Consider the following 15,243-nt stretch of genomic DNA (forward strand, 5'->3'; position numbering starts at 1 on the left):
GGCTATCGGGTTGCATGGCCGGGCCACAGATCGGCCAGCGCGCCGAAGGCGTTGCCCGGCCGCGCGACGGGCGGGCGTTTCGGCTGATCGCGTTTGCCCTTCCACACCCACACATTCTCGCCATCGGCGCGGAAGCCGAGCGCGAGCATCAATTGCGTGAAGCTGGCCCCGCGCAATCCTAGCGAGGTGGCGAGGCCCGGATCGGGGCAGAAGGGCTTGCGGCCGGTGCGCGTGTCGTGCGCCAGCCGCGCGAGTCGTTCGGCCTGATCGACGCGCAGCATCTGGGCGCCCAGCGCGCGATAGCCGGCGCGCGTCATCGCCTCGCACGCGTCGCGATCGGGCGGCGTGGCGATCGATACCGCGCCGGGAATCGGCAGTTCGGGCATGTCGGCATCCTCGGCCGCCGCGAACAAAGCCAGCCGCCAGCGCGTCGGTTCGGGCTTGAGCAAGGTCGGCGCATAGACGTCGAGCGTGCCGAGCTTCACGTCGAGCCGGTCGGCGCGCGACCGCCCCTCGCGATCGAGATGCTCGATCGCCGATGCCAGTTCGCGCCGCGCGATGATCCCGCCGGCTTCGGCCAACGGCGACAGAAGCGCGCGCAGGCTGGGCGAACAGGCGGGATCGCGCGCCGCCTCGAAATAGCGGGTGAGGGGCTTCAGTTCGCGCTGGATGCGGCCTTCGAGCCACACGGCCAGCCGCTGCTCCACTCCGGTCCGGTCCGCCGCCGACAGGCTGTCGAGCGCGCGATGCAGGTTGATGCGCGGGGTAAGGAGGGTGCGCCCCTTACCCAGCCGCGCGACGACATCGCCGCGCCAGAAGATCGCGACCGGCCGGCCCGCATCGGTCGCCAGCGTGAAATGACTGTCCTCGTCGGCCGCCAACTGGCGCGCGCGGGACGATAATTCGGTCACGAGCCGCCGTTCGGCCGCCGCCATCAGCCGCTTCATGTCGCCGTGGCGCGCGCGATGATCGGGCTTGAAGCGGAAGCCGATCAGGCGGCCGATCGGCTCGCCATCGACGGTGACGGTGCCTTCTTCGTCGACCTTGACGGGCAGCAGCATCTCGCCGCCCTTCGCACCCAGTTCGCGCATCAGCACCGACGTGCGCCGATCGACGAAACGCTGCGTCAGCCGCTGGTGGAGCGCATCGGACAGCTTTTCCTCAAGCGCGCGGGTGCGTTCGGCCCAGGTGTCGGGATCGGCGAGCCAATCGGCGCGGTGGGCGATATAGGCCCAGGTGCGCACCCCTGCGATCCGATCGGCCAGCGTTTCGACATCGCCCTGCACGCTGTCGAGCCGCGCCAGTTCCTCGGCGAACCAGGGCACGGGCAGGTGGCCGTCGCCCTCGCTCAGATGGCGGAAGATGCGGCTGACGAGGCGGCTGTGCGGCTCGGCGCCGGTCTTGCGGAAATCGGGCAGGCCGCAGGCGGCCCACAGCCGCGCGATCATCCGCGGCCCGCGTGCGCGTTCGCGCACCCAATCCTCGTCGGCCAGGCGCTTGAGCACTGCCAGATCGACTGCCTGTGGTGCCGCGCGCAGCACGGGGCGATCGGGTCGACGCTGCAGATCGGTGAGCAGCGCGTCGAGGCTTTCGAACGATGGCGCGCCAACCCGCCAGTAGAGATGATCGAGCGGCGGGAAGACGTGCGCCTCGATCTTGTCGACTTCCTCATCCTCGAACCGCGCGCCCTGCGATCCTTCATAAGCGAGCGTGCCGAAGGTGCCGTCGCGCTGGTGGCGGCCCGCGCGGCCGGCGATCTGCGCCATCTCCGCAACCGTCAGCCGCCGCGCGCGCCGCCCGTCGAACTTGCGCAGCGACGCGAAGGCGACGTGGGTGACGTCCATGTTCAGGCCCATGCCGATCGCGTCGGTCGCGACCAGATAATCGACCTCGCCCGCCTGGAACATCGCGACCTGCGCATTGCGGGTGCGGGGCGAAAGCGCGCCCATCACCACCGCCGCCCCACCGCGCAGACGGCGCAGCATTTCGGCGACGGCGTAAACCTCCTCGGCCGAAAAGGCGACGATCGCGGATCGCGGGGGCAGGCGCGACAGCTTGGTCGCACCCGCATAGCTCAAGGTCGAAAAGCGCGGCCGGCCGATGATCTCGGCATCGGGCACCAGCGCACGCAGCACCGGCCGCAGCGCCTCCGAACCCAGGATCATCGTCTCCTCGCGGCCGCGCGCGCGCAGCAGCCGATCGGTGAAGACGTGTCCGCGCTCGGGGTCGGCACCCAGTTGCGCTTCGTCGAGCGCCACGAACGCGAACTCGCGATCGAGCGGCATCGATTCCGCCGTGCAGAGATAATATTGCGCGTCGGGCGGCAGGATCTTCTCCTCGCCGGTGATCAGCGCGACGCGCTCCTTGCCCTTGATCGCGACGACCCGGTCGTAAACCTCGCGCGCCAGCAGGCGCAGCGGGAAGCCGATCATGCCGCTCGAATGCCCGCACATCCGCTCGATCGCGAGATGCGTCTTACCGGTGTTGGTCGGACCCAGGACGGCCACGACCGGCTGGGCTGCGAAACGAGCCATGCCGCCAAGATTGGCAGCTCATGTGACGGATGCAAGCGCCACCTTACGAAAGCTTGTCCAACTTGCGACAGCCGCAACCCGTTGCCGCCCCAAAGCCCCGATGCGAAAACGCTATCAGAGGATGCTGAAGGATATTCGGGAAATGCAACGTTTCGATGCGATCGTGGTCGGCGCCGGCTTTGCGGGCATGCATATGCTGGTCAAGCTGCGCGAGATGGGCATGTCGGCGCTGGTGATCGAGCGCGGCAGCGACGTCGGCGGGACCTGGTACTGGAATCGCTATCCGGGCGCGCGCTGCGACGTGCCGTCGATGGATTATTCGGTGCCGTGGGACGACGAACTCGACCAGGAATGGAACTGGACCGAGCGTTACGCCGCCCAGCCCGAAATCCTGACCTACGCGCTCCACCTCGCCGATCGCCACGATCTGCGCCGCGACATCAAGTTCAACACGTCGGTGAACAAGGCCGACTGGAACGAGGACAGCAAGACCTGGACGGTCGGCACCGACACCGGCGACACCTATGAAGCGCGCTTCTTCATCAGCGGAGCAGGCGCGCTGTCCGAACCGAACCTGCCCGACATTCCGGGCATCAAGAGCTTCAAGGGCGAACTCTATCACACCGGCCGCTGGCCGCGTGACAAGGTAGCGCTGAAGGGCAAGCGCATCGCCGTGCTGGGCACCGGATCGACCGGCGTTCAGGCATCGACCGCGATCGCCAAGGAAGCCGATCATCTGTTCGTGCTGCAGCGGACCGCGCAATACAGCCTGCCGTGCCTCACCCCGCCGCTGTCGGACGAGGAGATCGGCAAGCGCAAGGCGATCTATCCCGCGCACCGCGAATGGCAACGCAACAGCTTCGCCGCGACCTTCATGGACGTTGGTTCGCCCTTCGCGATGACGGCGGCGGAACACACGCCCGAACAGCGCCTCGCCAATATGGAAAAGTGCTGGGCATCGGGCACGGCGGCTTTGGTCGGCGTCTATGCCGACGTTTCGACCAATGCCGAAACCGCGCAGGAAGTATCCGATTTCGTCCGCAACAAGATCCGCCAGACGGTGAAGGATCCGGTCACGGCCGAGCGGCTGTGTCCGAAGCCGGGCAGCTATATCGGCACGCGCCGCATCATCATCGACACCGGCTATTATCAGATCTTCAACCAGCCCAACGTCACGCTGGTGGACATCACCGAAGATCCGATCGTCGAGATCACCGAGACGGGCGTGAAGCTGAAAAGCGGCACGTTCCACGAGATCGACATGCTGGTCGTCGCGACTGGCTATGACGCCGTCACCGGGCCGCTGCTGTCGATGAACATCACCGGCAAGGACGGGCTGGAACTCAAGACCGCGTGGAAGGATGGCCCGCACACCTATCTGGGTCTGATGGTCGCGGGCTTCCCGAACCTGTTCACGATCACCGGGCCGAGCAGCCCCGGCGTGCTGGCCAACGTGATCTTCTCGATCGACCAGCACGTGCAGTGGATCGCCAACGCCTTCGAACATATGCGCAAGATCGACGCGGTCGAAATCGACACGACCGAGGCGGCGCAGACCGAATGGGCGATGCACGCTGCGGAAACCACGTCGCGGGCGCTGCGCATCCACGACGAGAAGAACTGGTATCTGGGGACGAACATTCCGGGCAAGCCGCGCTCGGTGCTCGTCTATCAGGGTGGTCTCGGCTTCTACAAAGACAAGTGCAACGAGATCGCGGCCGACAATTATCGCGGCTTCGTGTTCGAACGGGAGAAGGCTGCGGCCTGACCCCGAAGGACCAGGCCGGAAGGCTTAGGCAACGAGTAGATCGCGATACTGGCGGGGCTGCGACCGGAGATATTGCTTCGGCGCAGCCACCTGCGCGCCCAGATGGGCGGCGGCGTGCCACGGCCAGCGCGGGTCGTAGAGAATACCGCGGGCGAGCGCGATCATGTCCGCATCGCCCGTGGCAACGATCGCTTCGGCCTGATCATAATCGGTGATCAGGCCGACCGCGACGACGGGCATGTCCACCGCTTCCTTGACCGCGCGGGCCAGCGGCACCTGATAGCTGGGGCCGACCGGGATATCCTGCCGCGGATCGAGCCCGCCGCTCGACACATGGATCGCCGCGCATCCGCGCGCTTCCAACCCCTTGGCGAAGGCGATCGTGTCCTCGATCGTCCAGCCGCCCTCGACCCAGTCGGTGCCCGATACGCGCACCGTCACCGGCCGATCGGCGGGGAAGGCCGCGCGCACGGCGTCATAGATTTCGAGCGGGAAGCGCATCCGGTTTTCCAGGCTGCCGCCATAGTCGTCCTCGCGCTGGTTCGAGAGAGGCGAGAGGAATTGGTGGAGCAGATAGCCGTGCGCCGCGTGGATCTGCACCGCGTCCAGCCCGATCCGGCCCGCGCGCTCGGCCGCCTTGGCGAAGGCGTCGCGGATGCGATCGAGTTCGGCCTTGTCCATCGCGACCGGCGGATTCTCGCCCGCCTCGAACGGAAGCGGGGAGGGGGCGATCGTCGGCCAGCCATTGGCGTGATCGGGCGCGATCTGCGCGCCGCCCAGCCAGGGCAGGTCGGTCGACGCCTTGCGCCCGGCATGGGCGAGCTGGATTGCGATCGGCATGTCGGACCAGCGGCGAATGCCTTCGACGGTGCGGGCCATCGCCGCCTCGTTCGCGTCGCTCCACAGGCCGACGTCGGCATAGCTGATCCGGCCGTCGGGGGTGACGGCGGTGGCTTCGATCGTCAGCAGCGCGGCGCCCGACAAGGCAAGCTGGCCCAGATGGATCAGGTGCCAGTCGGTCATCGATCCGTCGACGGCCGAATATTGGCACATCGGCGCGATGATGATGCGGTTGCGCAGCGACAGCTTGGTGGTCGTCAGCGGCGTGAACAAGGCGGGTTGGGACATTGGGAACTCCGGGGGAGGGGATGGTTAGTTGAGGCCGGGCAGAGGGGCTGCCGGATTGACAAGGCCGGCGTCGCGCAGCGCGCGCCAGAACTCGACAGGGACGACCTCGTTCAGCGCGGCGCGATCTTCGGCGATGCGGCCCGGACGGCTGGCGCCGGGGATGACCGCCGCGACCGCAGGGTTGGCGAGCGAGAATTGCAGGCCCGCCGCCTTCATGCTGACGCCGTATTTGTCGGCGATCGCCTTGATCCGCGCGACCTTGTCGAGGATCGCGGGCGTGGCCGGCGCATATTCGAAGTTGGGGCCACCGACGAGCGCGCCCGAGCTGTACGGGCCGCCCGCGACGATGCCGAGGCCGCGTTCGACCACCTTGGGCATCAGCCGCTGCAGCGCGCGATCATGGTCGAGCAATGTGTAGCGGCCCGCGAGCAGCGACCCATCCGGGCGCGGCCCTTCGAGATCGAGCAGCAGTTCGACCGCCTCGACACGATTGACGCCCAGGCCCCACGCCTTGATCACGCCCTCGTCGCGCAGCCGATCGAGCGCCTTGAACGCGCCCTTGCGCGCACTTTCGAACACGTCGAGCCATTCGTCGCCGTAGAAATCCTGCGCGACGTCATGCACCCACACGATGTCGATATGGTCGGTCTGCAGGCGCTTCAAACTGTCCTCGATCGACCGCAAAGTCGCGGCTTCGGAATAATCGTTGATCACCTTGTTCGGTCGGCCGTGTTCGAACACCGCGCCCTTTTCGCCATTGTCGCGCGCACCATCCTCGATCTCGTCGAGCACGACGCGGCCGACCTTGGTGGCGATGACATATTCATTGCGCGGTTTGGCTTTCAGTGCCTCGCCCATGCGGATTTCGGCCAGGCCGGCGCCGTAGAAGGGGGCGTTGTCGAAGAAACGGATGCCGTCATTCCACGCGGCTTCGACGGTTGCCAGCGCTTCCTCCTCTGGGATCGCGCGGAACATGTTGCCGAGCGGTGCGGCGCCGAAGCCGAGCGGGGTGGCGGCGAGGATATCCTTGAGAGCCATGATCAGTTTCCTTGTTCGGACGTCAGGCTGGCAAGGTTGCGCCAAACCCATTGGCGTTCGGCCCTGCTAACGTCTGTCGATGCGCAATCTGGGCATCGCCTGCCTTAGTCGCCAGAGCCGTTTGGCGTGCGACGCGACAAGGTTTTCCATGCCCTGCCCAAGTTTCGCACAGGACTCGACTCACGGCCAAAATGATTCGGTTCGTCGCATTCGGGCCGCAACGGTCCGACTGTTAAATTGACTTTAACCATGTTGGGGCAGAGGGATGGAGCCCGAGGCGTCAATGTCGCGACAGGGCAATGGCTTAGGCGACATCGGCAAAGAGGGCGAAGGGCTTGTTCCAGAACAGCCGTCAACAGGGCTACGCGGAAGATTTTAGCCAGGGCGGCGGCGCGAACGGAGCGCTGGTGCTCGCCAAGGCGAACCGCTTCCGCCCGATCACCCGCATCGCCGACAGCGAATGGGCCGCCAAGGTTGGCGATCGCTTTGCTACCACAGACATCGTCGTCGATCTGGGCGTCCGTATCGGTTCGCGCACCTGGTGGCGCGGGCTTGCGACCTGCATCGGCCTGTGCACCGCCGCTGCGCTTTTTACCCCCGGTTTCGAGCCGCTTCCCGTCCAATATGGCCGCCCGCTGTCCGGCGCCGAATGGGATGAAGCGCGCAGCCTTTCGATCGCACCGCTGGGCCTTGGCGCCGATAGCGGCCGCCGTCTTGCCCCCACCGAAGCGGTCGAGCCGCTGGCCGATACGCCGGAGCGTCCGCGCGTCGAAATGAGCGCGACGATCGGGCAGGGCGACGGCTTCGCCCGCGTCCTCGAACGCGCCGGCGTTTCGAAGGAGGAGGCGCGGCAGGTTTCCAATATGGTTGGCGGCGCCGTGCCGCTGGGCGATCTGCGTTCGGGCACGCGGATGGACCTCGTCCTCGGTCGCCGCGCGCGCAAGAGCGATCCGCGCCCGCTCGAAACCCTCGGCTTCCGCGCCAAGTTCGACCTCAAGCTCGCGATCGAGCGCGTCGACGGCAATCTGCGCCTGAAGCGCATCCCGATCGCGGTCGACAATACGCCGCTGCGCATCCAGGGCCGCGTCGGATCCAGCCTGTTCGCCGCCGCGCGTTCGGCCGGCATGCCGTCGGACGCGATCCAGGCGTTCATCCGCGCCGTCGCGGTCAAGCTGCCGATGCGCCAGATCGGTTCGGACGCGCGCTTCGATGCGATCATCGAACATCGCCGCGCCGAAACCGGCGAGACGCAGACTGGCCAGCTTCTCTATGCCGGTGTGACGCAGGGCGGGCGCAAGACGCAGATGCTGCGCTGGTCGGCCGGTGGGCGCGACAAATGGTATGATGCCGCCGGTACCGGCGAGACACGCGGAGCGATGAGCCGCCCGGTCCAGGGCTATATGACGTCCAGCTTCGGCATGCGTCGTCACCCGATCCTGGGTTTCTCGCGCATGCACCAGGGCATGGATTTCGGCGCGCCGATGGGCGCCCCGATCGTTGCCGCCACCGACGGCGTCGTCGTTTTCGCCGGCCGTCATGGCGGGCACGGCAATTATGTCCGCCTGAACCACAGCGGCGGGATCGCGACCGGCTATGCGCATATGAGCCGTATCATCGCGCGGCAGGGCGAGCGCGTCCGCCAGGGGCAGCTGATCGGCTATGTCGGATCGACCGGCATGTCGACCGGCCCGCACCTCCATTACGAAGTCTATCGCGGCGGTCGCCCGGTCAATCCTGCGACGATGAGCTTCACCGTCACCGATCAGCTGGGCGGCGCCGATCTCGCCCGCTTCAAGGCGAAGCTGTCGAACCTGCTTGCCGTCCGCGTCACCGCGGCCGAGCCCAAGGTCGAAAAGAAGACCGAGGAGCATGCCGAGGCGGCAGCACCCGCCGCCAAGGGCGCGGAGAAGAAGCGCCCCTCTAAATCCTAAGTCTAATGTTAACCTTTTCCTGCGTTTGATTGTTCAGACGTTGGGCCTTAGGGCCGCGCGTCCCCCAATCGATCCCGGGAAGAGTTGTACATGCGCATGCGTAATCTGGCCCTGACGGCGATGACCGTCATCGGCGCCGCCACCCTGTCCGTTCCCGCCGCCGCGACGGTGTTCGATTTCAACGACGTCGTGACCGTGAAGGGCACGAATGTCGGCATGGGCTGGACGATCGATTTCGAAGGCATGTCGGCGCAGGGCAATGAGACCAACAAGGTCGGCGCGACGGGCACCTTCACCTATACCGGGCTCACCAACGGCGGGAAGACGTACAACTTCAACTACACGTTGAAGAATGATTCCGCCTACAGCTCCTATGTCCACGCGCTCGGCTTCGACACGACCGGCGCCTTCACCGCGTTCAACGCGACGGGCGCGCTGGCATCCACGTCGACCAACGTGCAGTGGCCGTCGAGCACGATCGGGACGCTGGACCTCTGCATGGGCGGCGGCGGCGGCAGCAACTGCGTCGCGCATTATGAAAATGGCGTCCGCAATCAGGGCACCGGCAGCTTTGCGATCACCTTCGGCAATGTGATGAGCAGCATCGACCTCGATCATTTCGCGGTGAAGTTCCTCGATCTGTCGCGGAATATCGACAAGAACGATTGGGCGCTGGGCGTCGGCCGCGTCACGTCGATGACGTCGGGCGCCGACGATATCGCGGTCATCACCGCGCCCGAACCGATGACGTGGATGATGATGCTGGTCGGTTTCGGCCTGATCGGCGCGGCTGTGCGTCGTCGTCCCGCCAAGGGTGTCACCACTTTACAGACTGCCTAACGCCGCGTTCACCAACCCGGCTAACCGGGATGCAGGAACATGTGCGTATGACCTCTCCATCGCCGGCCCGTTCAGCCGGTCTGGAGAGTGTTGCGATGGATATGTCCGCCCAGTTCAAGATCGATCAGGAGGTCGGCCAGCCGGTCGATCCCCGTCAGGGCAAGCGCCTCAAGGTCTTTCTGGCGGCGCGCGTGCTGGCGGCGGGGCGGACCGTTCCGGTCCACCTGCTCGATCTGTCGAAGAAGGGCGCGCTGGTCCACGCCGATATGCCGCGCATGCCGGGCGAGATGATCTGGGTGCTGTGGAACGGGATTGATATCCTGTCGCGGGTCGCCTGGTGTCGCGGCAACCGCTTCGGCGTTGCGTTCGAAACCAGCCTCAGCGATGGGCAGATCGCGCAGATGGTCGCCGCCACCGGCGCCCCGCGCCTGACGGCCGCGCGCCGCAGCGGCCGCCGCGACTGGCTGCGCTGGTTCCGCAAATAATCGTCCCTACATCGGTGGCATGGAAACGCGCCGACCGCTGACCGACGCCGAGACCGCGCTGGTGCGCGGCATGTTCGGCGATGCGATCGACGTGGGGCAGGTTGCGGTCAACCGGAGACGCTGGTGGCCGCTCCAGCGCCGCAATGTCGTGATGGCGCCCGACGGCGAAATCTGGTGCCACCCCGACGGCCCGACATGGCGGCCCTGTTATGCCGATGCGGGCACGCAATGGGCCGCGCTGTTCCTCCACGAGATGACCCATGTCTGGCAGGCGCAGCGCAGCGGGCGCTGGTGGTTGCCGCTGATGCGCCATCCCTTTTGTAGCTATCGCTACATTTTGAAGCTCGGCAAGCCCTTCACGCGCTACGGGATCGAACAGCAGGCCGAGATGGTGTCCGACGCCTTCCTCCTGCGCAGCGGCGTCGCGAGGGCAGGGGCGCCGACCTTGGCAGAGTTGGAGGCGGTGCTGCCCTTCTCTCCCCACTCGTCATTGCGAGCGTAGCGAAGCAATCCATTCCGAACTGCGGAGTGGATTGAATGACGAGGAGGCTAGAACAGGCTCAACTGATCCCCGCCCGGTTTGACGAACAGGTCGGTGCGCAGCGTCATGCGTTCGCGGTTGAGGCCATGTTTGCGGCACGCCGCCTCGAACCGCGCCTTGAGCATCATCGCATAGGGGCCTTGTGGCCGCATCCGCGTGTGGAAGTCGGGATCGTTGTCGCGCCCGCCGCGCGCCTCGCGGATCAGGTTCATCACCTTGTCCTTGCGGTCGGGGAAGTTGGCGTCGAGCCAGGCGCGGAAGATCGGCGATACTTCGTGCGGCAGGCGCACCATCAGGCTGAACGCGCCGCGCGCACCCTGTTCGGCCGCCGCCTCGACGATCGCCTCGATCTCATGATCGGTAATCGCGGGGACGACGGGGGAGAGCGAAAGGAAGGTCGGCACGCCAGCCCGCGTCAGCGCCCCGATCGCGGCGATCCGCTTGGCGGGGGCGGAGGCGCGCGGCTCCATCGTCATCGCGATGCGCGGATCGAGGCTCGTCACCGACATCATCACCGCCGCCAGCCCATCCGCCGCCATCGCACCCAATATGTCGATGTCGCGCACCACCCGCGCCGATTTGGTCGTGATCGTCACCGGGTGCCGATGTTCGGCCAGCACCTCCAATATGCCGCGCGTGATCCGATAGTCGCTTTCGATCGGCTGATAGGGATCGGTGTTGGTGCCCAATGCGATCGGGCGGCATTCATATTTCTTCGCGGCCAGTTCCTTGCGCAGCAGATCGGGCGCGGAGGGCTTGGCGAATAACTTGCTCTCGAAATCGCGCCCCGGCGACAGGTTCATGTACGCGTGGGTCGGCCGCGCGAAGCAGTAGATGCAGCCATGCTCGCATCCCCGGTACGCGTTGATCGATCGGTCGAAGCCGATGTCGGGGGACTGGTTGCGCGTGATGATCGTGCGCGGGGTTTCGACCGTGATCTCGGTGCGCAGCCGCGGTGCTTCGCCGTCTATCCCCTCGCGTTCGTCGAGCCAATCGCCGTCCGCCTCGCGCGCCTTATCGTCGAAGCGCGTGCTGGCGACGTTGGTGACGGCTCCCCGGCCTTCGGATGCGCGCGCATTGCCCATGCGCGGCAATATGAACCTGTGGCAGAACAAATCAAGAACATTATTGCTCGGGCGCGGTTTCGCTCCAGCACGGTTTCAGACCGTCCAGCGTGGCATCGATCCAAATGGCCAGCGGGCTGCGCTCACGCGCATAGATCGACACGATCTCCTTGCCCGGCCCGAAAGCCAGCCGGTTCTCGAAAGTGTAGCCCACCCCGTCGAGTTGGATCACGACCGGGCCGTCATTGCGATCGGGTGGCGCCTGAACGCCGAAGCGAACGTCCGACAGAGCGTCGAGCGCGGTGCGCACGGCGGGGCAATTGCGGCTGTCCGCCCATAAGGTGCGGGCCTTGTCCTTCTGCACGCGGACGTCTTCCTGAAAGCGGAACCAGTGGATTGAACGCTTCGTGCCCTTTTCGTCGAACCGGCCGATCGTGACAGTGGGGCCGATCCCGATCGTCTGCCGGCTGAACTTCGCCCAGCCCGGATTGCTGGCCGCGACCGAAGCGGCGATCAGCAGCCCCAGCATCGTCACTTCTCCATCAGGCGTGGAAACAGTTCGACGAAGTTGCAGGGCATGTGGCGGCTGTCGAGTTGGTATTGCAGGATGTCGTCCCACCCGTCCTTGACCGCGCCGGTGGAGCCGGGGAGCGCGAAGATATAGGTGCCGCGCGCGACGCAGGCGGTGGCGCGCGACTGGATCGTCGATGTGCCGATCTTGGCATAGCTGAGCCAGCGGAAGAGTTCGCCGAAGCCGGGGATGATCTTGTCGGCGACGCGCTCGACCGCCTCCGGGGTCACGTCGCGCCCGGTGACGCCGGTGCCGCCGGTAGAGATCACGCAGTCGATCTGCACATCCTCGATCCAGCGCAGGAACTGGTCGGCGATCAGGTCGCAATCGTCCTGAATGATCGCGCGATCGGCGACGATATGCCCCGCCCCCTCGATCCGCGCGACCAGCGTGTCGCCCGATTTGTCGCTCGCCAGATCGCGGCTGTCCGACACGGTCAGCACGGCGATGCGCACGGGGTGAAAGGGCAGGTCTTCCTTGATCGGCATGGCACGGCTCCGTCGGTCAGCCGGAGCAGATAGGCGCGTCAATCGTCGCGCGTGAAGCGGAAATGATCGCGGATGCGCAGGTTGAAGAAGCGCCCCTTCGACGTCGCCCGCTTCATCGCCGCCGCCAGTCGGGCGGGCACGCCATAATAATGATAGAGCCGCCCGCTCACGAACCGCACGTCGAGGCGCTCGGCCGGCGCGTCATAGGCGAAGGTCTGGATGACGGAGGACATGCGTGGGAAACGCGCGAGTGTCTGTCTCGTTTCCCTACGTCACCCCGGATCAAGTCCGGGGTGACGATGTAATGGATTAATCCGCCGCTGCCGGGCTGCCGACCGCCGTCAGGCGCACCGCCTCGCGGCCCGGAAGACCGGGGAAGCGCGGCCACAGGCCCTGCGCCATCGCGGTGAGGCTGGTCGGGAGGACGCCGGCCTGGCGCTGGTACATCCAGTAATTGCGCAGGACGATCGCGACATAGGCGCGGGTCTCGGCGAAGGGGATGCTTTCGATGAAGAGGAGCGGGTCGGCCAGGTTGCGGCCGCGCGCATTCCAGTTCGCAACCGAACCGGGGCCGGCATTATAGGCGGCGATCACCTTGGGCAGCAGGCCGCCCGTATTGCCGCTGTCGGCGAGTTCGCGAAGATAGGCCTGGCCGAGTTCGATGCTCTGAGCGGGCGTGCCGAGCGTCGCCGCATCGATCGTGCGGCCCTGATGCCGGGCGACCATCTGCGCGGTGGCGGGCATGAGCTGCATCACGCCGCGCGCGCCGGCCGGGCTGGTGGCATCCGCCTTGAACTGCGATTCCTGCAGCGCGTGGGCGAAGATCAACGCCTTGTCGACCTGCCACCCGCTGACGGGCGCCCAGCCGGGCATCGGATAGCGGCACGCGGCCGAGAGGACCGAACCCGCCGGCCCGTTCTGCGCGAGCCATATCTGGGTTTCGGGCAGATCGAGCCGGTTGGCGAGGTGCACCAGCGATTCATGATCCTGCGCGCGGCCGATCCGCGCCTGATGGCGCAGCATCTGATCGGCGAGCGCATTTTCGCCGATTTCGGCGAGCGCGGTCGCGCGCACGACATTGGGGATCGCGCCGATCGCGACCCAGTCGTTCGCGGTCAGCCGCGGCTGGATGTCGGCGCGCGCGACCATGCCAAGCTGCCCCTGCGCGAGCAGGCCGTAGAAGGTCTCCTTCATCCGCGCGGCGGAGCGCAGGCGCGGTTCGACCCGGTCGGGGCGGCCGCAGGCCATGTCGGCGCGCGCGGTCCAATACAGGCCGGCGGCCATCGTCTCGCTGTCGCGCGCCTGGCTACCAACCTTGTCGAAGGCGACAGCGGCGGCGTTGCAATCGCCCGATCGCCACGCGGCCAGCCCGTTCACCCAGGCGGCCTGCACACCCCAGTCGGCAAGGCTCGATCCCTGCGCCTGCGTCGCGACGCGCATCGCGGAGGCATCGTCGCCGGTCTGGTAATAGCCCCAGGCGACGCGCTGCAGCCATTCGGCCTGCGCCTCGGGCGAAAGATCGCCGAGCCGCGCGGTGACGAGGGCTTCGGCGCTGGTTGGCTGATCAGCCTTGAGGAGCGGGGTGACGCTCTGCGAAAGTTGGGCTGCGGCGCGGTCGCTGCGGATCGCGCGGGCGGCGGCGCGCTTCGACGGGCCGGCGAGCCGGACGAGATCGCGCGGAAGCGGGAGGGCGGGGACGCTCAGCCGGCGCTGGCTGGCGATGCGCGACACCGCCTGCGCCTCGGGCAGGTCGGGCGCGGTGGCGAGCAGGGTGGAAAGCGTGTCGTCCGATGCCTTGGGCGATCCCTTGGCGAGCAGCAGTTCGGCGCGCGCCACTTCGGTCAGCGGCCCCTTGGGGTTGGCGGCGATGCCCGCGTCGGCGGCGGACCAGTCGCCGCTGCGGATCGCGGCGAAGACGTTGCGCCAGGATGTGCGCTGTTCGGCGGTCAGGCCCGAGGGGAGGGCGATCGTCGTCGCACTCAGCGTCGTGGCGGCGGGGATGTCGACGCCTTCTGCATGCGCGATCGTGGGAACGGCGAAGATCGCGGCGGCGAGGAGGGCGGAGCGGAATGTCATTGGCCGAGTGTCTTCATCAGGAGCTGCAGGTCCGCCCAGGCATGCGCCTTGTGCGCGGGGTGGCGGAGCAGGTGGCGGGGGTGGAAGGTGGCGATGACGCGGGTCGCTCCCCCGTCGATCTGAACATCGTGGACGCGGCCGCGCGCCTCGATCGTGCCCTTGCCCAGCAAGGCGCGCGCCGGCTGATCGCCGAACAGCAGCAGCGCGCGGGGGCGGGCGAGCGAGACGTGGCGGCGCGCAACCTCACCGAGATGGTGTGCCAGCGCGGCATCGACATGCCCGGCGATCGGGCGGGCGGGGGCCATTGCGGCGAGGTAGATCGAGGCGCGATCGCGGCCGATCGCGGCCATCATCCGATCGAACAGGCGGCCGATCTCACCCGCCATCAACTGGCCGGCCTCGGCGTCGTCGGGTTCTGGCTGATCGACCATCATCATCACGCCCGATGCAGGATCGCCGGCGGGGGCGATGCGGCCGGCGGTCGGCAGGCGGATTGCGTCGCTGGTCGCGAGCCATGCCTGCAGCGCATCGAGGCTGTCGGGAAGGGCGGCGGGCGCGGGGGGCGGGGCGGCTACCGGCGCGGAAGGCGCGGGTGCAGATGGCGTCGACACCTCGACCGGCGCAGCCCGGACGACGGCCTTCACCGGTGGCGTCAGCCAGTCGCGCGGGACATCCTCGACGAAGCAATCCAGCCCTGCGTCACGCCACCAGGCGAACAGGGCGGCCATTGACGCCGCGGTGTCGATATTCCCCCCCATTTCCACGCAAACAGTAAAGGA

The 15,243-nt window shown here is 67.0% G+C and carries 14 protein-coding genes; 5 read left to right on the forward strand and 9 right to left on the reverse strand.

Annotated features, from left to right (window positions below):
- Positions 1-2 precede the first annotated feature (2 nt).
- Positions 3-2,534 (reverse strand): helicase-related protein, encoded by a 2,532-nt coding sequence (locus EOD43_RS07820; RefSeq protein ID WP_127742693.1) that lies wholly within the window; start codon positions 2,532-2,534, stop codon positions 3-5.
- Positions 2,535-2,676: 142 nt separating this feature from the next.
- On the opposite strand from EOD43_RS07820, the gene EOD43_RS07825 reads away from it, so the two are divergent.
- Complete coding sequence (locus EOD43_RS07825; protein ID WP_127742695.1) at positions 2,677-4,302, forward strand: flavin-containing monooxygenase; 1,626 nt, start codon at positions 2,677-2,679, stop codon at positions 4,300-4,302.
- Between the two features lie 24 nt (positions 4,303-4,326).
- On the opposite strand, the gene EOD43_RS07830 is transcribed toward EOD43_RS07825, so the two are convergent.
- A complete protein-coding gene (locus tag EOD43_RS07830; RefSeq protein WP_127742698.1) occupies positions 4,327-5,430 on the reverse strand; it encodes an NADH:flavin oxidoreductase/NADH oxidase in 1,104 nt (367 codons plus the stop codon).
- A gap of 24 nt (positions 5,431-5,454) precedes the next feature.
- Positions 5,455-6,468 (reverse strand): aldo/keto reductase, encoded by a 1,014-nt coding sequence (locus EOD43_RS07835; RefSeq protein ID WP_127742700.1) that lies wholly within the window; start codon positions 6,466-6,468, stop codon positions 5,455-5,457.
- 335 nt (positions 6,469-6,803) lie between these two features.
- Here EOD43_RS07835 and EOD43_RS07840 point away from each other — a divergent pair, with 335 nt between their 5' ends.
- From EOD43_RS07840 to EOD43_RS07855, 4 genes are all read left to right on the forward strand, one after another.
- Positions 6,804-8,399 (forward strand): M23 family metallopeptidase, encoded by a 1,596-nt coding sequence (locus EOD43_RS07840; RefSeq protein ID WP_127742702.1) that lies wholly within the window; start codon positions 6,804-6,806, stop codon positions 8,397-8,399.
- 96 nt (positions 8,400-8,495) lie between these two features.
- Entirely contained in the window at positions 8,496-9,239 is a 744-nt protein-coding gene (locus tag EOD43_RS07845; protein WP_164857158.1) for a cistern family PEP-CTERM protein, read from the forward strand.
- A 95-nt stretch (positions 9,240-9,334) separates the two neighbouring features.
- Positions 9,335-9,724: a PilZ domain-containing protein gene (locus EOD43_RS07850; protein ID WP_164857159.1), complete on the forward strand. Its 390-nt coding sequence runs from the start codon at positions 9,335-9,337 to the stop codon at positions 9,722-9,724.
- Positions 9,725-9,743: 19 nt separating this feature from the next.
- Positions 9,744-10,226 (forward strand): vgr related protein, encoded by a 483-nt coding sequence (locus EOD43_RS07855; RefSeq protein WP_127742708.1) that lies wholly within the window; start codon positions 9,744-9,746, stop codon positions 10,224-10,226.
- 47 nt (positions 10,227-10,273) lie between these two features.
- Here EOD43_RS07855 and EOD43_RS07860 read toward each other — a convergent pair whose 3' ends face one another.
- The 6 genes from EOD43_RS07860 to EOD43_RS07885 all read right to left on the reverse strand — a co-directional run bounded on the left by EOD43_RS07860 (position 10,274) and on the right by EOD43_RS07885 (position 15,192).
- Positions 10,274-11,350 (reverse strand): PA0069 family radical SAM protein, encoded by a 1,077-nt coding sequence (locus EOD43_RS07860; protein ID WP_127742710.1) that lies wholly within the window; start codon positions 11,348-11,350, stop codon positions 10,274-10,276.
- 40 nt (positions 11,351-11,390) lie between these two features.
- The gene (locus EOD43_RS07865) at positions 11,391-11,858 is read right to left on the reverse strand and encodes a hypothetical protein (protein WP_127742712.1); all 468 of its coding nucleotides are present in this window, start codon (positions 11,856-11,858) and stop codon (positions 11,391-11,393) included.
- Positions 11,859-11,860: 2 nt separating this feature from the next.
- Positions 11,861-12,388, reverse strand: a complete 528-nt coding sequence (gene moaB, locus EOD43_RS07870) for a molybdenum cofactor biosynthesis protein B (RefSeq protein WP_127742714.1) — start codon at positions 12,386-12,388, stop codon at positions 11,861-11,863.
- Positions 12,389-12,426: 38 nt separating this feature from the next.
- Complete coding sequence (locus EOD43_RS07875) at positions 12,427-12,621, reverse strand: KTSC domain-containing protein (RefSeq protein ID WP_127742716.1); 195 nt, start codon at positions 12,619-12,621, stop codon at positions 12,427-12,429.
- Positions 12,622-12,697: 76 nt separating this feature from the next.
- On the reverse strand, positions 12,698-14,464 hold the full coding sequence (locus EOD43_RS07880) for a lytic transglycosylase domain-containing protein (RefSeq protein ID WP_127742718.1): 1,767 nt from the start codon (positions 14,462-14,464) through the stop codon (positions 12,698-12,700).
- A complete protein-coding gene (locus EOD43_RS07885; protein ID WP_127742720.1) occupies positions 14,461-15,192 on the reverse strand; it encodes a uracil-DNA glycosylase family protein in 732 nt (243 codons plus the stop codon). Before EOD43_RS07885 ends, EOD43_RS07880 begins: the two co-directional genes overlap by 4 nt.
- Positions 15,193-15,243: the final 51 nt, after the last annotated feature.

It is taken from the genome of Sphingomonas crocodyli (assembly GCF_004005865.1).
Taxonomy (GTDB): Bacteria; Pseudomonadota; Alphaproteobacteria; order Sphingomonadales; family Sphingomonadaceae; genus Rhizorhabdus; species Rhizorhabdus crocodyli.

Coding starts and splice junctions, on each gene's coding strand:
- EOD43_RS07820 (WP_127742693.1), bottom strand. CDS start 2,534: ATGGCTCGTTTCGCAGCCCAGCCGGTCGTGGCCGTCCTGGGTCCGACC.
- EOD43_RS07825 (WP_127742695.1), top strand. CDS start 2,677: ATGCAACGTTTCGATGCGATCGTGGTCGGCGCCGGCTTTGCGGGCATG.
- EOD43_RS07830 (WP_127742698.1), bottom strand. CDS start 5,430: ATGTCCCAACCCGCCTTGTTCACGCCGCTGACGACCACCAAGCTGTCG.
- EOD43_RS07835 (WP_127742700.1), bottom strand. CDS start 6,468: ATGGCTCTCAAGGATATCCTCGCCGCCACCCCGCTCGGCTTCGGCGCC.
- EOD43_RS07845 (WP_164857158.1), top strand. CDS start 8,496: ATGCGTAATCTGGCCCTGACGGCGATGACCGTCATCGGCGCCGCCACC.
- EOD43_RS07850 (WP_164857159.1), top strand. CDS start 9,335: ATGGATATGTCCGCCCAGTTCAAGATCGATCAGGAGGTCGGCCAGCCG.
- EOD43_RS07855 (WP_127742708.1), top strand. CDS start 9,744: ATGGAAACGCGCCGACCGCTGACCGACGCCGAGACCGCGCTGGTGCGC.
- EOD43_RS07860 (WP_127742710.1), bottom strand. CDS start 11,350: ATGGGCAATGCGCGCGCATCCGAAGGCCGGGGAGCCGTCACCAACGTC.
- EOD43_RS07865 (WP_127742712.1), bottom strand. CDS start 11,858: ATGCTGGGGCTGCTGATCGCCGCTTCGGTCGCGGCCAGCAATCCGGGC.
- moaB (WP_127742714.1), bottom strand. CDS start 12,388: ATGCCGATCAAGGAAGACCTGCCCTTTCACCCCGTGCGCATCGCCGTG.
- EOD43_RS07875 (WP_127742716.1), bottom strand. CDS start 12,621: ATGTCCTCCGTCATCCAGACCTTCGCCTATGACGCGCCGGCCGAGCGC.
- EOD43_RS07880 (WP_127742718.1), bottom strand. CDS start 14,464: ATGACATTCCGCTCCGCCCTCCTCGCCGCCGCGATCTTCGCCGTTCCC.
- EOD43_RS07885 (WP_127742720.1), bottom strand. CDS start 15,192: ATGGCCGCCCTGTTCGCCTGGTGGCGTGACGCAGGGCTGGATTGCTTC.